This is a genomic window from Streptomyces sp. NBC_01233 (assembly GCF_035989305.1).
Taxonomy (GTDB): Bacteria; Actinomycetota; Actinomycetes; order Streptomycetales; family Streptomycetaceae; genus Streptomyces.
In genome coordinates this window covers 5,706,340-5,722,807 of sequence record NZ_CP108514.1, presented here as the reverse complement: position 1 = coordinate 5,722,807, position 16,468 = coordinate 5,706,340, and the positions used below count along the sequence as shown (strand labels likewise).

At 71.2% G+C, this 16,468-nt stretch carries 14 protein-coding genes and 1 pseudogene; 2 read left to right on the top strand and 13 right to left on the bottom strand.

Annotation, left to right across the window (positions count from 1 at the left end):
* Nucleotides 1-27: 27 nt before the first annotated feature.
* The 12 genes and pseudogenes from OG332_RS27340 to OG332_RS27285 all read right to left on the bottom strand — a co-directional run bounded on the left by OG332_RS27340 (nucleotide 28) and on the right by OG332_RS27285 (nucleotide 13,746).
* Nucleotides 28-618 (bottom strand): Uma2 family endonuclease, encoded by a 591-nt coding sequence (locus tag OG332_RS27340; RefSeq protein WP_327415934.1) that lies wholly within the window; start codon nucleotides 616-618, stop codon nucleotides 28-30.
* A gap of 96 nt (nucleotides 619-714) precedes the next feature.
* Nucleotides 715-1,992: a thymidine phosphorylase gene (locus OG332_RS27335; protein ID WP_327415933.1), complete on the bottom strand. Its 1,278-nt coding sequence runs from the start codon at nucleotides 1,990-1,992 to the stop codon at nucleotides 715-717.
* 88 nt (nucleotides 1,993-2,080) lie between these two features.
* Nucleotides 2,081-2,479: a cytidine deaminase gene (locus OG332_RS27330; RefSeq protein ID WP_319724002.1), complete on the bottom strand. Its 399-nt coding sequence runs from the start codon at nucleotides 2,477-2,479 to the stop codon at nucleotides 2,081-2,083.
* Entirely contained in the window at nucleotides 2,476-3,738 is a 1,263-nt protein-coding gene (locus tag OG332_RS27325; RefSeq protein WP_327415932.1) for an ABC transporter permease, read from the bottom strand. The genes OG332_RS27330 and OG332_RS27325 overlap by 4 nt, the downstream gene beginning before the upstream one ends.
* The gene (locus OG332_RS27320) at nucleotides 3,735-4,850 is read right to left on the bottom strand and encodes an ABC transporter permease (RefSeq protein WP_327415931.1); all 1,116 of its coding nucleotides are present in this window, start codon (nucleotides 4,848-4,850) and stop codon (nucleotides 3,735-3,737) included. The genes OG332_RS27325 and OG332_RS27320 overlap by 4 nt, the downstream gene beginning before the upstream one ends.
* Nucleotides 4,847-6,505, bottom strand: a complete 1,659-nt coding sequence (locus tag OG332_RS27315; RefSeq protein WP_327419384.1) for an ABC transporter ATP-binding protein — start codon at nucleotides 6,503-6,505, stop codon at nucleotides 4,847-4,849. Before OG332_RS27315 ends, OG332_RS27320 begins: the two co-directional genes overlap by 4 nt.
* 231 nt (nucleotides 6,506-6,736) lie before the next feature.
* Nucleotides 6,737-7,798, bottom strand: coding sequence for a BMP family lipoprotein (locus OG332_RS27310; RefSeq protein ID WP_327415930.1), 1,062 nt, complete (start codon nucleotides 7,796-7,798; stop codon nucleotides 6,737-6,739).
* Nucleotides 7,799-8,028: 230 nt separating this feature from the next.
* Entirely contained in the window at nucleotides 8,029-9,273 is a 1,245-nt protein-coding gene (locus OG332_RS27305; RefSeq protein WP_327419383.1) for an amidohydrolase, read from the bottom strand.
* Between the two features lie 136 nt (nucleotides 9,274-9,409).
* Complete coding sequence (locus OG332_RS27300; protein ID WP_327415929.1) at nucleotides 9,410-10,633, bottom strand: hypothetical protein; 1,224 nt, start codon at nucleotides 10,631-10,633, stop codon at nucleotides 9,410-9,412.
* A gap of 48 nt (nucleotides 10,634-10,681) precedes the next feature.
* On the bottom strand, nucleotides 10,682-11,590 hold the full coding sequence (locus OG332_RS27295) for an N-acetylneuraminate synthase family protein (protein WP_327419382.1): 909 nt from the start codon (nucleotides 11,588-11,590) through the stop codon (nucleotides 10,682-10,684).
* Nucleotides 11,591-11,998: 408 nt separating this feature from the next.
* Nucleotides 11,999-12,349: pseudogene (locus OG332_RS27290) on the bottom strand (cytidylyltransferase domain-containing protein); the annotation flags it as partial.
* Between the two features lie 17 nt (nucleotides 12,350-12,366).
* Nucleotides 12,367-13,746, bottom strand: coding sequence for a DUF6716 putative glycosyltransferase (locus tag OG332_RS27285; RefSeq protein WP_327415928.1), 1,380 nt, complete (start codon nucleotides 13,744-13,746; stop codon nucleotides 12,367-12,369).
* Between the two features lie 176 nt (nucleotides 13,747-13,922).
* Between OG332_RS27285 and OG332_RS27280 the strand changes: the two genes are divergently transcribed.
* Nucleotides 13,923-14,903, top strand: coding sequence for a glycosyltransferase family 2 protein (locus tag OG332_RS27280; RefSeq protein ID WP_327415927.1), 981 nt, complete (start codon nucleotides 13,923-13,925; stop codon nucleotides 14,901-14,903).
* Nucleotides 14,903-16,270 (top strand): polysialyltransferase family glycosyltransferase, encoded by a 1,368-nt coding sequence (locus OG332_RS27275; protein ID WP_327415926.1) that lies wholly within the window; start codon nucleotides 14,903-14,905, stop codon nucleotides 16,268-16,270. The genes OG332_RS27280 and OG332_RS27275 overlap by 1 nt, the downstream gene beginning before the upstream one ends.
* Here the strand turns inward: OG332_RS27275 and OG332_RS27270 are convergent.
* Nucleotides 16,263-16,433, bottom strand: a complete 171-nt coding sequence (locus OG332_RS27270) for a LysE family transporter (RefSeq protein WP_327415925.1) — start codon at nucleotides 16,431-16,433, stop codon at nucleotides 16,263-16,265. The two genes, OG332_RS27275 and OG332_RS27270, sit on opposite strands and share 8 nt — an antisense overlap.
* Nucleotides 16,434-16,468: the final 35 nt, after the last annotated feature.

Below are 16,468 nucleotides of genomic sequence, written 5' to 3'. Positions count from 1 at the left end.
GGAAATCATCGGCGCCGGGCGATCGGCTCAGGGAGTCGGGAAGGTGGACGTGTCCAGCTTGAGGCCGAAGGGCGCCGGCAGGTGGAAGGTCTCGCCGAACTTGCCCGCCTGGAGCACCCGGTAGAGCCCGCCCTTCGGCTCGCCGTACAAGGTGACGGTGGGGCCGCCGGGGGCAAAGGCGTCGATCAGCAGGTAGAGCGGGACCGCCGCCTGGGCGTATCCCGCGAGTTTGGCGACACGATCATTGGAGGCGTTCGACTTCGATGTGACCTCGACCGCCAGTTCCGCGAGGGTGGCGGGGACGAATGCGCCCCCTTCGAGCACCGCCTCTTCCGGTACGACCACCAGATCCGGGATGTAGAGCCCCTCACGGGACGGGATCGCCACGTTGAGGGTCTGATAGACCTCCAAGGCGTCCGGAAGTACCGACATCACGGCCCGTTGGACCTTGACCGCGATGTAGTTGTGGTGGTTGACGGGCGGTGGCGCCACGGTGACGATCCCCTCGATGATCTCCACCTTGCAGCCCTCCGGCGCGTCCGTCTCCTCCCAGAGGCGGACGAGACCCTCCCAGCTGTCGCCGCTGACCGGCTCGTGCTGGACGGTGAGTGCGCTCATGGCGTGCTCCTCAATCGGTTCGTCACCGATCCCAGCATGACGAACGGGACCGGTGGGCGTCCACCGATCCCGTTCAGCCGCACGAGTGAGTACAGGTCAGGCGATGCGGTCCAGGACGATCGGCGTGGCCGAGAAGGCCGTGCCGGCCGGGGCGATGTCGTACGTGCCCTCCAGCGAGGACAGGGCGTAGTCGAACTTCTCCGGGGTGTCCGTGTGCAGGGTCATCAGCGGCTGGCCGGCCGTGACGGTGTCGCCCGGCTTCGCGTGGAGCTCGACGCCCGCGCCGGCCTGCACCGGGTCCTCCTTGCGGGCGCGGCCCGCGCCGAGGCGCCAGGCGGCGACGCCGACGCCGTACGCGTCGAGGCGGGTCAGGACGCCCGAGGCCGGGGCGGTGACCACGTGCTGCTCGCGGGCCACCGGCAGGGTCGCGTCCGGGTCGCCGCCCTGGGCCGCGATCATCCGGCGCCAGTGGTCCATCGCGGAGCCGTCGGCCAGGGCCTTCGCCGGGTCGGCGTCCTTGATGCCCGCGGCGTCCAGCATCTCCTTGGCCAGCGCGATGGTCAGCTCCACGACGTCCGAGGGACCGCCGCCGGCCAGCACCTCGACCGACTCGCGGACCTCCAGCGCGTTGCCGGCCGTCAGGCCCAGCGGCGTGGACATGTCGGTGAGGAGCGCGACGGTCTTGACGCCCGAGTCGGTGCCGAGGCCCACCATGGTGCGGGCCAGCTCGCGGGCGTCCTCGATGTTCTTCATGAAGGCGCCGCTGCCGACCTTCACGTCCAGGACGAGCGAGCCGGTGCCCTCGGCGATCTTCTTCGACATGATCGAGGAGGCGATCAGCGGGATGGCCTCGACGGTGCCGGTGACGTCACGCAGCGCGTAGAGCTTCTTGTCCGCCGGGGCCAGGCCGTCGCCGGCCGCACAGATGACGGCGCCCGTGGTGTCGAGGACGTGCAGCATCTCCTCGTTGGACAGCAGCGCGCGCCAGCCGGGGATGGACTCCAGCTTGTCGAGGGTGCCACCGGTGTGGCCGAGACCGCGGCCCGAGAGCTGCGGGACGGCCGCGCCGCAGGCGGCGACGAGCGGGGCCAAGGGCAGGGTGATCTTGTCGCCCACGCCGCCGGTGGAGTGCTTGTCGGCGGTGGGGCGGGAGAGGGAGTCGAAGTTCATCCGCTCGCCGGAGGCGATCATCGCCGCGGTCCAGCGGGCGATCTCGGTGCGGTTCATGCCGTTCAACAGGATGGCCATCGCCAGGGCCGACATCTGCTCGTCGGCGACGACCCCGCGCGTGTACGCGTCGATGACCCAGTCGATCTGCTCCGGGCTCAGCTCGCCTCGGTCCCGCTTCGTACGGATGACGGAGATGACGTCCATGTGGTGGTTCCTTCTACGCGCATAGAGAGAGGGGTTTGCGGAAGTACGACGGCCCTTCGCCCCCGGAGGCGAAGGGCCGTCTGCACGGCTATCTCAAGTGGTCGGGCCCGAAGGCCTGGGGCAGCATCTCCGCCAGCGGGAGGATCCCCTTCGGGGTCTCCACCAGCAGGTCCGGTCCGCCGAATTCGAAGAGCAGCTGGCGGCAGCGGCCGCACGGCACGAGGATCTCGCCCCGGCCGTCGACGCACGTGAAGTGCGTGAGGCGGCCACCGCCGGTGGCCTGGAGGGAGGAGACCAGGCCGCACTCGGCGCACAGACTGAGTCCGTAGCTCGCGTTCTCCACGTTGCAGCCTACGACGGTACGGCCGTCGTCCACGAGGGCGGCGACCCCGACGGAGAAGCCCGAGTACGGGGCGTACGCCCGGGACATCGCGTCCCGGGCGGCCGTCCGCAGGGCTTCCCAGTCCACGGCGTGCGCCGGGGTCACTTGCCCTGGCCCTTGCGGTACGGCATGCCGTCCGCCTTGGGCATCCGCAGGCGCTGCGCCGACAGGGCGAGCACCAGCAGCGTCGTCAGGTACGGGGCTGCGTCCACGAACTGGCTCGGCACCGAGTCCGTCGTCGCGTACCAGAGGAACAGCAGCGCGGCGAAGACCGCCGAGACGCCGGCCTGGATGTGCTTCTTCTTGTAGAGCTGCCAGGCGCAGACCAGCGCCAGCAGGATCGCGATCAGCAGCAGCATCGCGTGGACGTTCTCGGCGCCACCGCGCAGCTTGAGGCTGTCGATGAAGCCGAACAGGCCCGCGCCCAGCGCCATGCCGCCCGGCATCCAGTTACCGAAGATCATCGCGGCGAGACCGATGTAGCCGCGGCCGCCGGTCTGGCCCTCCTGGTAGATGGGGCTGGCGACCTCGGACAGGTACACGCCGCCGAGGCCCGCGAGGGCGCCCGAGACGATCACGGCGATGTACTTGTACTTGTAGACGTTGACGCCCAGGGACTCCGCGGCGATCGGGTTCTCACCGCAGGAGCGCAGCCGCAGGCCGAAGCTGGTGCGCCACAGCACCCACCAGGTGGCGGGGATCAGCAGCAGGGCGACGATCGTCAGCAGCGAGATCTCGGTGACCAGGCCGCCGATGACGCCGGCGAGGTCGGAGATGAAGAACCAGTGCTTGCCCTGGAGGTCGGACATCCAGTCGGAGAGCCCTGGAACGGTGACCTTGTAGATCGGTTCGACCTGCGGGGACTGCTTGGAGGAGCCGCCCGGGGCCTCGGCGAACGTGAAGTTCGACAGGTACTGGGTGAAGCCCAGCGCGAGGATGTTGATGGCCACACCGGAGACGATGTGGTTGACGTTGAAGGTGACCGTGATGATCGCGTGCAGCAGGCCGCCGACGGCGCCGCCGGCGATGCCGACGAGCACACCGGTCCACGGGCCCCACTGGTAGCCGGCCCAGGCACCGAACCAGGTACCGAGGATCATCATGCCTTCGAGGCCGATGTTGACGACGCCCGCGCGCTCGGCCCACAGACCGCCGAGGCCGGCGAGGCCGATCGGCACGGCGAGCGAGAGGGCGCCGGAGACCTGGCCGACGGAGGTCAGGTCGTTGGCCCCGGAGATCAGGCGGACCAGGGAGACCAGCGCGAGGCCACCCGCGACGATCAGCATGATCCAGGGCAGGGTGAGCTTCTTGCGGCCGCCCGTGGCGGGCGCCGCTTTCTTCGTGGAAACGGTGCTGGCGCTCACGCCGCGACCTCCTTCTCGGTCTTCATCGCGTGGCCCGCGGCCAGCTCCTCGCCGACCTTCTGCTGCTGGCGGCGGATGCCGTAACGGCGGACGAGCTCGTAGGAGACGACGACCGCGATCACGATCAGGCCCTTCATGATCGTGCCGATCTCCTTGGCGTAGCCGGCCGTGTCGAGGCCGGCGGACGCCTTGTCGATGAAGGCCATCAGGAGGGCGGCGAAGAAGATGCCGACGGGGTTGTTGCGGCCGAGCAGGGCGATCGTGATGCCGGTGAAGCCGACGCCCACGGGGAAGACGAGGGTGTACGTGTGGCTCTCGCCGAGCAGCACCGGCATGCCCGACAGACCGGCGACGGCGCCGGAGATGAGCATCGCAGTGATGATCATCTTCTTGGAGTCGACACCGGAGGCCGCGGCGGCGGACTCGCTCGCGCCGCTGGCGCGCAGGTCGAAGCCGAAGCGGGTGCGGTTGAGCCCGAACCAGTAGACGACGCCGAGGGCGAAGGCCACGAATGTGAAGCCGTAGATCTCGCCCGAGTCGCCCATGGAGAGGGCCGGGAACCAGCCGGACTGGGCGATCTCGCCCGTGGTGAGGTCGTTGGAGCCCTCCACCTGGACGCCGAGGTTCTTCGGCAGGATCAGCCAGGCGATGAGGCTCGTCGCGATGGCGTTGAGCATGATCGTCGAGACGACCTCGCTCACGCCGCGCTTGGCCTTCAGGACACCGGCGATGCCGGCCCAGAAGGCACCCGTCATCATCGCGACGACCACGATCAGCAGGATGTGCAGCGGACCGGGCAGCGCGACGGCGCCACCGACCACGGCGGAGACCATCGCGGCGAGCCGGTACTGGCCGTCGACACCGATGTTGAAGAGGTTCATCCGGAAGCCGATGGCGACGGCCAGGGCTGCCAGGTAGTACGTGCCGGCCTGATTGACGATGAGGACCTGGATGTCCTCGTAGCCGGCGTTCTCCACCATGATGCGCAGCGGCTCGATCGGGTTGATGCCCGTCGCCCCCAGCACGATCATGGTCAGCGCGAAGGCGGCGACCAGCGCGAGCGCGGGGCCGGCGATGGCGAGCAGCAGCCGGTCCTTGTCGAATTTCTTCATCGGGCCTCGTCCTCCGTCGTGTCACCGTCGGCAGCGGCGGAGTGGTTGTCGGTTGCTTCCAGGTGCCCCGTGGCGGCGCCCGTCATGGCGGTGCCGAGCTCCTCGGGGGTGACGGTCGCGGGGTCGGCGTCCGCGACCAGGCGGCCGCGGTAGATCACGCGCAGGGTGTCGGACAGGCCGATGAGCTCGTCCAGGTCCGCGGAGATCAGCAGCACGGCCAGGCCCTCGCGGCGGGCCTCGCGGATCGCGTCCCAGATCTGGGCCTGCGCGCCGACGTCCACACCGCGGGTGGGGTGGGCGGCGATGAGGAACTTCGGGTTGTGGCTCATCTCGCGGCCGACGATCAGCTTCTGCTGGTTGCCGCCGGAGAGCGAGGCCGCGGTGACCTCGATGCCCGGGGTGCGGACGTCGTACTCGCGCACGATCCGCTCGGTGTCCTTGCGGGCCGCCTTCGGGTCGAGGATGCCCTTCTTGGAGTTGGGCGCCTCGGTGACGTGGCCGAGGATCCGGTTCTCCCAGAGCGGGGACTCCAGCAGCAGGCCGTGGCGGTGGCGGTCCTCGGGGATGTACCCGATGCCGCCCTCGCGGCGCTTGCGCACCGAGGTCTTGGTGATGTCCTTGCCGTCCAGCGTGATCGCGCCCGCGTCGGCGGCGGCCATGCCCATGAGGGCTTCGATCAGCTCGGTCTGGCCGTTGCCCTCGACACCGGCGATGCCGAGGATCTCGCCCTTGTGGATCGTGAGGCTGATGTCGTCCAGCAGGAGGCGGCCGGTCTCGACGTTCTCCACCGTCGAGGAGTCCGGGGCGCCCGCGGGGACCAGGACCTCCGGCTCGGCGACGACGACGTCGCTCGCGGCCAGGGTCAGGCCCGTCACCTGGAGCATCGGGACGTCGGTCACCGTCGACTCGCGGGTCTCGGGCGACGGCAGCTCGGAGCCGACCATCAGCTCGGCGAGCTGCTTGGTGGTGGCGGTCTTCGGGTCGGCGGTGCCGACCGTGGTGCCGCGCCGGATGACGGTGATGTCGTCGGCGACCTTCAGCACCTCGCCGAGCTTGTGCGAGATGAAGATGACGGTCAGGCCCTCGGCCTTGAGTTCGCGCAGGTTGTCGAAGAGGGCGTCCACCTCCTGCGGCACGAGCACTGCGGTCGGCTCGTCGAGGATGAGGATCTTCGCGCCGCGGTAGAGGACCTTGAGGATCTCCACGCGCTGCCGGTCGGCGACACCGAGGTCCTCGACCAGGACGTCGGGGCGCACGCCGAGGCCGTACGCGTCCGAGATCTCCTTGATCTTCTTACGGGCCTTGGCGCCGATGCCGTAGAGCTTCTCGCCGCCGAGAACCACGTTCTCCAGGACGGTGAGGTTGTCGGCGAGCATGAAGTGCTGGTGCACCATGCCGATGCCGCGGGCGATGGCGTCGCCGGGCGTGTTGAAGGAGACCTGCTCCCCGTCGATGGCGATGGTGCCCTCGTCCGGCTTCTGCATGCCGTAGAGGATCTTCATCAGGGTCGACTTGCCGGCGCCGTTCTCGCCGATCAAGGCATGGACCGTGCCCTTGCGGACGGTGATCGCGATGTCCTTGTTGGCGACGACGCCGGGGAAGCGCTTGGTGATGCCGTGCAGTTCTACGGCGGGGGGCGGGCTGGACGCGTTGATGACGCACTCTCCTTGGCGCGGAAGGAGCGGAAGGCAGGGGGGGACAGGGCGGGGAGTGAAAGTATCGCGTCCACGATGCTTCTACGCGCGTAGCACTGTCGGAAGTGAAAACTCGCGGCCACGGGGCCACTTGGTCACAGAATAGTGATCACAGAACGTGGCTCGGGGCCCGGGAGCGGTCGAGACCGCTTCCCGGACCCCGGAGACCAGGACTACATGTCAGAGACGGCCTTACGGCTGGGTCTTGACGACGATCTTCTTGCCGATGATGTCGGCCTTGGCCTTCTCCACCGCGGCGATGACGTCGGCCATCTCCTTGTACTTCGGGTTGGAGTCGGCCAGGCCGACGCCGTCCTTGTCCAGGCCGTAGCGGATCTCACCGGTGGTCGGCTTGCCGTCCTGGACCGACTTGACCAGGTTGAAGACCGAGTCCTCGACGTCCTTCGTGACCGAGGTCAGGATGGAGTCCTTGTACTTCGCCAGACCTGCCTGGTTGTACTGGTCCGAGTCGACGCCGATGGCCCACTTGCCCTTGGAGGAGGCGGCCTCGATGGCGCCGGAGCCGGCCAGACCGGCAGCGGCGTAGACCACGTCGGCGCCGCCCGCGTCGAGCTGGCCCAGCGCGGCGGCCTTGCCGAGGTCGGGCTTGGCGAAACCGTCGAAGTTCGGCGGCTGCGTCAGGTACGCGGAGAGCACCTTGGCGTTCGGGTTGGTGTCCTTGACGCCCTGGGTGAAGCCCGCCTCGAACTTCTTGATCAGCGGAACCTCGACACCGCCGATGAAGCCGACCGTGCCGGTCTTGGACACCTTGGCGGCGGCGACGCCGGCCAGGTAGGAGCCCTGCTCCTCGTTGAAGACGAGGTTGGCGATGTTCGGGCCGGTCACCGAGGTGTCGTCGATGATGCCGAACGTGGTGTCCGGGAACTTCGGCGCGACCTTCTTGATGGCCGGGGCATAGGCGAAACCGACGCCGATGACCGGGTTGTTGCCCTTGCGGGCGAGCTCGGTGAGGCGCTGGACCTTGTCGGCCTCGCCCTCACCGTCGGTGGGCTCCGCCTCGGCGCCCTTGATCTTCAGATCGGTTTCGGCCTTCTTCAGGCCGGCGTAGGCGGCGTCGTTGAACGACTGGTCGCCGCGGCCGCCGATGTCGTACGCGATGGCAGCGGACTTCTGACCCGACTCCGAGGGGGAGGAAGAGGTGTCAGAGGACTTCTTACCGCCACAGGCGGTGGCCGAGAGGGCCAGCGCAGCGGACGCGATGCCCACGGTGGCGATCCTGGTGATCCGGCGCAAGGGGAGGCTCCTTCAAAACCTGACCGAAGCGCCACGACCGGCGCTGGTTTCGCGGCGATCGTAACGCGCGTAGATGTCAGTTAAAGGCCCGTTCATGAGTCGTTATCGGATCGTCGTGAACCAGACAGTGACCGATTGGTGACTCCTTACGTGCCCAGCCCTTGTGCACCAAGGGCTGGACACGCCCGACGGAAGATCCGTTGATGTTGTAGGGAAATTCGCCCCGGCCGCTACCTGGCGGGCACGGCTCGACGCCCGTCCAGCAGCGCGGCGGCCGTGAAGAACTCCACGCCGACCGCGATCGCGTCCTCGTCCACGTCGAAGTCACCGCGGTGCAGATCGTGCTTGGCGGTGTCGCCGGGTGCGCGGACCCCCAGGCGGGCCATGGCGCCCGGGACATGCTCCAGGTACCAGGAGAAGTCCTCCCCGCCCAGGCTCTGCTCGGTGTCCTCGACCGACTCGGTGCCGCAGCGGGCCGCCATCGCCTCGCGCAGCAATTCGGTGATCACCGGGTCGTTGACCACCGGCGGCACCCCGCGCACGTGGTTGATCTCGAACTTGGCCCCGTGCATGGTCGCGATCTCGTCGATCGCCGCGTGGATCATGTCCGGCGCCTCGTGCCAGGCGTTCAGCTCCAGGCACCGGACGGTTCCGGACAGCTCGGCGTGCATCGGGATGACGTTGCAGGCGTGCCCGGCCTCGATCCGGCCCCAGGTGACCGACATGCCCGAGCGGGCGTCCATCCGGCGGGCCAGCAGGGCCGGGGCGTCGACGGCCACCCGGGCGGCGGCCGTCACCAGGTCGGTGGTCAGGTGCGGCCGAGCGGTGTGCCCGCCGGAGCCGGTGAGGGTGACCTCCAGCCGGTCGCAGGCCGAGGTGATGGGGCCGGCCCGCAGCCCGATCCGCCCCGCGTCGACCCGGGGGTCGCAGTGCACGGCGACGATCCTGCCCACGCCGTCCAGCACCCCGGAGTCGATGGCATCGGTGGCCCCGCCGGGGAGCACCTCCTCGGCGGGCTGGAAGAGCAGCCGCACGGGGCGGGGCAGCAGCCCCTGCCGGTCGAGCTCGGCGAGCACCAGGCCGGCGCCGAGGACGACCGCGGTGTGCACGTCGTGGCCGCAGGCGTGGGCGCGGTCCGGGAAGGTCGATCGGTACGAGACGTGCGTCTTGGCATCCGGGATGGGCAGGGCGTCGATGTCCGCGCGCAGGGCCAGCATCGGCCGGCCCCCGTCCCAGGTGCCGACGTCACAGATCAGGCCCGTGCCGGACTTCAGCACCCGTGGTCGCAGGCCAGCTTTCTCCAGCCGGGCCTTGATCGCCGCGGTGGTACGGAATTCCTGGTGTCCGAGCTCCGGGTGCATGTGCAAGTCCCGGCGGAAGGCGATCAGTTCGGTACGCAGGTGGTCCGGAAGTGTGCCGGGCAGCTCGGGCCGGTCGGACGCGGCGGGCTGGGCGGTCTGGGACTCGCGGGACATCAACTGGTTCACCCGTTGAAGGGTAGGCGCACGGGCGGGTCAACTGGCCGGGGATCCCGAAAAGTTCATGCCGTTAGGGGAAAGAAACACGGCCTCTGGCGCATGACCGGGTGTCCCCGGGGGTAAACTCGCGCGCTCATCCGGCCGTGGGAGCCGCCTGGGCAGGAAGTCTGCGCACATCACGGGCGGTGTCGGTGACCCCGGCGAGGAAGCTGCGGGCGCGCGCGGACGCGGACCCGGTGAGCCAGGCGGGGTCCACATCGCATACGGCGACGGTCACACCGGTACCGGTCAGGGCGTACGGCAGCGTGTGGACGACCGTGGACGGAAAACTGACGATCGTCCTGCCGACCGGACCGCGCCGCGCGATCAGCTCCAGCGGCAGGTCCGGGCGCACGATCTCCAGTCCGGTCGCCTGGCTCAGCGTGCGCAGCTTCTCCGGGGACTCGCGGCGGTGCGCGAAGTAGCGGGTGGCGCCGTGCTCCAGGGTGAGGGCACGCACCGCTTCCAGGTAGCGGGCCGGGTCCACCACGCCGGTCTCCACCAGCGAGGTGCCGACCAGGTCGGTGCCCTTGGTCAGGCGGGGCGGGCCGAAGCGGGCGCGGGTCCAGGCGAAGTCGTTGACCCGCAGGGTCATGGCGCCGTGGGCGGTGACGGGCATCGAGCTGAACACCTCGACGCGGCGGCCGCGGCCCCCGACGGGGGTGAAGCGGCGGCGCGCGGTCGCCGAGACGGGCGCGTACGCCAGCTCGCGGACCCGGCCGGGCAGTCCCCCGCCGCCGACCCGGTGCCAGCGTACGAGGCGTTCGCCGCGGGCGGTCTGAGCGATGAACTCCATGGTGGCGGTGCCGTCGTCGACCACGACGAGCTCATCGGCGCGCACGAGGGTCAGCAGCAGCTGGACGTAACGCGAGAAGGGGTCGCCGATGACGACCGTGCGCGCCGCGCGGACGTCGCGCGCCAGCGCGGCCAGCGCCTTCAGCGGCGCGAACCGGCTGCCGCGCGCCTCCTGCCAGCACACGTCGTACCCCTCGTCCCGCGCCAGCGCGGCCATCCGGCGCAGCTGCCCGCGGGACATCGGGTCGGTGGGCGGCAGGACGACGATCCTCAGGGGGGACCCCGCGCCCGCCGGAGCCGGTTCGCCGCCGGGCCCGACCCCGCCGCCCCCCTCCGCGCGGGCCCGGTCCGGGCCGGGTTCCGCCCCGCCGGCGCCGGGCCCCCGCTGGCGCGGGACCCCGTCCAACTGCGGCTGCTGCGGGCCGGAGCCCGACGGGGCGCTGCGCGCGTGCGCCCACTCCAGCACGTTGAGGAGTTGGACCGGGCTCTCGACGAACGCCAGGGTGGAGGCGGAGGGGGTCACCACGTACTCCTTGTCGGGGGGCGGAACTCGTACGCGCCGGACCGGGGGTCAGACGGCTGCCAGCTCGCCCCGGACGCGGCGGAGCTTCTTCATGGGGCCGAGCTCGGACTCGTAGACCCGCTTGACCCCGTCGCCGAGGGCGGTCTCGATGGTGCGGATGTCGCGGACCAGGCGGGTGAGGCCGCCGGGCTCGACGGAGGCGGCCTGGTCGGAGCCCCACATCGCGCGGTCGAGGGTGATGTGCCGCTCGACGAAGGTGGCGCCGAGGGCGACGGCGGCGAGGGTGGTCTGCAGGCCCGTCTCGTGGCCGGAGTAGCCGATCGGGACGTTGGGGTACTCGTCCCGCAGGGTGTCGATGACCCGCAGGTTGAGCTCCTCGGCCTTGGCCGGGTAGGTGGAAGTGGCGTGACAGAGAAGGATGTTGGCGCTGCCGAGCACCTCCACCGCGTGGCGGATCTGCTGCGGGGTGGACATCCCGGTGGACAGCACGACGGTGCGGCCGGTGGCGCGCAGGGCGCGCAACAGCTCGTCGTCGGTGAGGGAGGCGGAGGCCACCTTGTGGGCGGGGACGTCGAACTTCTCGAGGAAGGCGACCGCCTCGGTGTCCCACGGGGAGGCGAACCAGTCGATGCCGCGCTTGGCGCAGTGCTCGTCGATGGCGCGGTACTCGTCCTCGCCGAACTCGACCTTGTGGCGGTAGTCGATGTAGGTCATCCGGCCCCAGGGGGTGTCGCGTTCGATGTCCCACTGGTCGCGCGGGGTGCAGATCTCCGGGGTGCGCTTCTGGAACTTCACGGCGTCGCAGCCGGCCTCGGCGGCGGCGTCGATGAGGGCGAAGGCGTTGCCGAGGTCGCCGTTGTGGTTGATGCCGATCTCGCCGACGACGTAGACGGGGCGGCCGGGGCCCGCGGTGCGCGCTCCGAAGGTACGGAGGCGGGGGTCGGGGGTGGAGGTCATGGCAGGGGGCGTCCTTCGGTGCGGGGGTGTGCGGGGTGTGGGCTGCGGGTCGGGGTGTTGCCCGGTGTGCGGGGGCGGGTGGGGCGCGGGGTGCGGGTCGAGCAGGGGCGCGAGCAGGCGGGCGCGTTCCAGGTCGTGCGGGTCGTCGATCTCCAGGACCCGGGAGGGGTCGGTGGCGACGGGCAGGGTGCGGCCGAAGAAGCGGTGGCGGGCGGCGCGGAAGCCGTCGGCGTCCATGGCGTAGGCGGCGCCGGTCTCCAGCAGGTCCTGCGGCCGGTCCTGGCGCCGGGGGCGGTACGCCTGGTCGTGGTTGACCCCGGCGCCGGAGCCGTCGGCTCCGGACCGCCAGAGGAACCCGTGGAAGGGGGCCACGGTCAGGGCCGAGTCGGCCGCCCCGGAGGCGACGGCCACGGCGACCGACTCGACGTCGGAGGCGGTGAGGAAGGGGCTCGTGCACTGGACGAGGAGGACCACGTCCACGCTGACGGAGTGCAGCTCCTCGAAGGCGGCGAGTGCGTGCAGGAGGGCGGCCTCGCTGCTCGCGGTGTCGCCGGAGATCGCGGTCGGGCGGGCGATCACGTCGGCGCCGGCGGCGCGGGCGGCCTCGGCGATCGCGTCGGAGTCCGTGGAGACCACCACGTCGGTGACGGTCGGCGCGGAGCGGCAGGCCCGGACGGCGCGGGCGACGAGCGGGGTGCCGGCGACCTCGGCGAGGTTCTTGCCCGGAACTCCCTTGGAGCCGCCGCGGGCCGGGATCACGGCGAGGACGCGGGGGCTCACAGCTCCCCCAGCCTGCGGATCGCCGGGGCGACGCGCTGCACGCCGTGCCGGTAGGCGCCGCGCGCGGCCTCGCGCAGGTGGGCGCGGAGCCGGCGGCGCAGCCGGGACTCCCCCGCGGTCGGGCGCACCGCGCCGGGCAGCGGGGTGCCGTCGGGGGCGAGGTGGTGCCGGGCGAGGATCCCGGGCAGGTACCGGGGGGCGGTGGTGAGCGTGTAGTAGGGCGCGGGGGCGGGCAGTCGGGCCGCGGCCACCAGAGCGGCGACCTTGGCCCGGGCGACGGCGTAGGCGTCGTGCGCCGCGCCTGCGGCGGGCTCGGAGGACGAACGCGCGGCCCCGGCCGGTTCGGCCGCACCCGGCGCGGCTGCGGCCGGGCCCGGGAGGACGCCCTGGGCCGCCAGCCAGAGCGGATCGCCCTCCGGGAGGAGGCCGGAGTCGAGCTGGTCCCACGAGGCCAGGCAGCCGGAGCCCAGGAAGTGGTGGTTGCCGAGGGCCTCGCGGATGCCGAGGTCGGTGAGGATCGCCGTCGGGATGGAGCGGTGCAGGGATTCCAGGGCGGCGGTGGAGGAGACGGTGACCAGCAGGTCGGTGCCGTCCAGTACCTCGCCCATGTTCCCGTACACCAGGCGGCAGTTGGCGGGCAGTCCGCCCGGGGCCTTCTCCGCGAGCCGCTGGTACGGCTGCTCCTCCAGGTGCGTGGTGTGCTCCCCGGGCTTGCTGCGCAGTTTGATCAGCACCTCCCGCTCGGGGTGCAGCCGCGCGTGCCCGGCGGCCCGTTCCAGCAGGTAGGCGCGGTCGGCGCGGCTGTCGGGCACGGAGGGCTGGACGGCGAAGACCACCGTGTGGGCCCTGCTGCCGGCCGGCTCGTACGGCGCCCCGCCCAGGAAGGGCAGCGCGGTCTCGGTGACGGCTCCGGCGTCCGCGCCGACCCCCTCGTACACGGCGCGGAAACGCTCCGCGTCGTGGCGGGAGTTGGCGAGGACGAGGTCGGCCCCGTGCCGCAGCAGCAGCCCGTCGGCGAGCTTCTCGTATACGACACCCACGTATCCGGTGACGAGTACGGGGCGCTTCGCCGGGGTCGGCCACAGGGCGCGGGCCCCGTGCAGGACGGCCTGGACGGCCCCTCCGACGAGGGCGAGGACGACCACGTCGTAGCGCTCCCGCTCGATCTCGGCGAGGAACTCCGCGCAGGTCACCTCGGTCAGCCGGTCGGCCCGCACCCCCACCTCACCGAGCTGGCGCGCGGTGGGTGTGGCGCGGCCGCGCAGCAGGTATCCGGTGAGCTGGTGGTCGGGCACGAGACGGCGGGCGGTGAGTGCGCCCCATTTCCATCGCGTATCGGAATCGGCGAGTACGGCGACGCGTTTGCGTTCTGGCACGCGGCAGAAGCTATTCCGCAATTTCGGTGATCGGCCCAACGAACGCACAACAGCGGGTTAACAACGCGTCGACTGAATGCGAAAGCGCACGGGTTAACTCGCCCGCCCCGCGCCGTTCACGTGGAATCCGCATCCGGGCCACAGTGAATGCCGGGCGGCGCCCTAATGTCTCGCGGGTGCCCAAGCTCTCTGTCGTCGTGCCGTTCTACAACGTGCAGACATACGCACCGGATGCCCTGAAGAGTCTCGAACTCAACGCACGGGAGGATTTCGAGTTCCTGCTCGTCGACGACTGCTCGACGGACGGGACGCCCGACCTGCTGGAGCGGGCGGCGAGCGAGCTGCCCGGGGCGGTGCACCTCAGACACGAGCGGAACGGCGGCCTGGCCACCGCACGGAACACCGGCCTGGACGCGGCCCGCGGCGAGTACCTCGCCTTCCTGGACGGGGACGACTGGCTGGCCCCCGGCCACCTGGCCCGCACGGTGGCCGCCATAGAGGCACTGGACTGCGATTTCGTCCGCACCGACCATGTCCGGTGCACGGGCAGGTCGCGGAGCGTGCAGCGCGTCCCCTACGGACCGCAGTCGGTCGTCGCCGATCCGCGCACCGCGATCCTGCCCGTCGACCGGGCCACCTCGGTGGACTATCCGTACGCATGGGCCGGCATGTACCACCGGCGGCTGCTGGAGCGCGGGGTCCTGCACTTCACCGACGGGCTGCGAACGGCGGAGGACCGGCCGTGGATCTGGCGGCTGCACCGGGAGGCGGAGTCCTTCGCCGCGGTGGGTCTGCCCGGGATCTTCTACCGGCGCGGGGTTTCCACGTCCCTGACGCAGATCGGGGACGAACGGCAGCTCGATTTCATCCGCGCATTTGATCAAGTACTGGCGGACGTCGCTGGCGACCGGGAATCCGGCCCGCTGCTCCCGAAAGCCGTCCGAACATATTGCGCGATTATCGCGCACCATTTCGGATCCATCGAAAGGTTCGAACCGGCCGTGGCCAAGAAACTCCGTTCGATGAGCGCGGCCGCGATGGGCCGCATGCCCCAGGACGTACTGGACCAGGTCCTGGACTCGATGGACATCGAACGCTCCACCCTGCTGCGGCGCGTGCGCGGCGGCCGCCGCACCCCTTCGGGAGCGGCCGCCTGATGCCCACCCAGATCTTCCTGGCCTCCACCCTCTACGGTGCGGCCACGCTCGCGGCGGGCATCGACGCGGGCTGCTTCCCGCCGGCCGGCCGCCGGATCCTGCTGACCAGCAATCACGCCGTCACCGCCGAGGTGACCCCGGGGGTCGCGGACATGCCGGGCTTCGCCGCCCTGCGCGCCCGGTTCGACGAGGTGCTCGACTGGAACCGGGTCATCGAGCCGCAGCACCCGAGCACCTGGGCCCCGCGCGCGGAGGACGTCCCGATCTGGGAACGGCAGCTGCGCTCCCTGTGGGGGCTCGGCGAGGACCGCGTCGAGCTGATCGTGGAGTCCCTGCAGGTGCCGCCGGCCCAGACCCTGTGCCGGCTCTTCCCCGGCGCCGCGGTCGACGTCTACGCCGACGGGCTGATGAGCTACGGACCCACCCGCTTCCGGCTCGACCCGCAGCTCGGGATGCGGGTGCGGCGGGTGCTCCACCTGGACCTCGTACCGGGGCTGAAGCCACTGCTGCTGACGGAGTTCGGGGCACGGGAGGAAGTGGTGACGACGGAGTCCGTCCTGAAGGTCCTCGCCGAGCTCGCCGAGGCCACCGCGCCCGCCGAGGCCGGGGCGGGCGCCGCCGGGGCCGCCGGGGCCGAGCCGCCGGCACTGCTCCTGGGCCAGTACCTCTCGGCGCTCGACCTCATGACCCTCGCCGAGGAGGAGGAGCTCCACGTGTCGATGGTCCGGGGCGCGCACGCCCTGGGCCACAACGAGCTGGTGTTCAAACCGCATCCCGGCGCCCCGGCCGCGTACTCCCGACGGGCCGAGGAGGAGGCCGAGCGGCTCGGCGCCCGGCTGACCGTGATCGCCGCCCCGATACTGGCCGAAATTCTCTACCAGCGGCTGCGTCCGGCGCTGGTCGTCGGCTGCTTCTCCACCGGCCTGCTGACCGCCGCCACCCTGTACGGGCTGCCGGTGGCCCGGACCGGCACGGAAGCGGTCCTGGCCCGCCTGACGCCGTACCCGAACAGCAACCGGGTCCCGCTGGCCCTGGTGGACGCCCTGCTCCCGGACCTCGCCGACGCGGAGGCGGTGCGCACCTGGACGCCCCCGAGCCCCGAGCAGGTCGGGGGCGAGCCGGCGGCGCTGCTGACCGCCGTCGGGTTCACCATGCAGCCGCAGATCCTGGCCGCGCGCCGGCCGGCGGCCGAGGCCTACCTGGCCCGGCATCTGACCACCCGCACCTGGCGGTACTTCACCCGCCGCCGGCTGACGGCCCTGGGGCTGCCGGGCGGCATCCCGGCGCAGCTCTCGTTCCTCCCGCGCAGCCGCGCGGTGCGCCGGGCCGTACGGCGGCTGAGCCGGCTGCGCCGCGCCGTCAGCTGACGGCGAGCTTGGCCGCGAAGCCGAGGAAGAGCACGCCCGCCGCGGAGGTGGCGCCGGCCGACAGCCGCTTGCGCCGGCGGAAGGCCTCCGAGAGCCGGGTGCCGCCGAAGATCAGCAGCGTCAGGTACACGAAGCTGCCGGTCAGGTTGGTGACACCCAGCATGCGCAGGAGTGTCCCATGGGGACACACCTGACAGT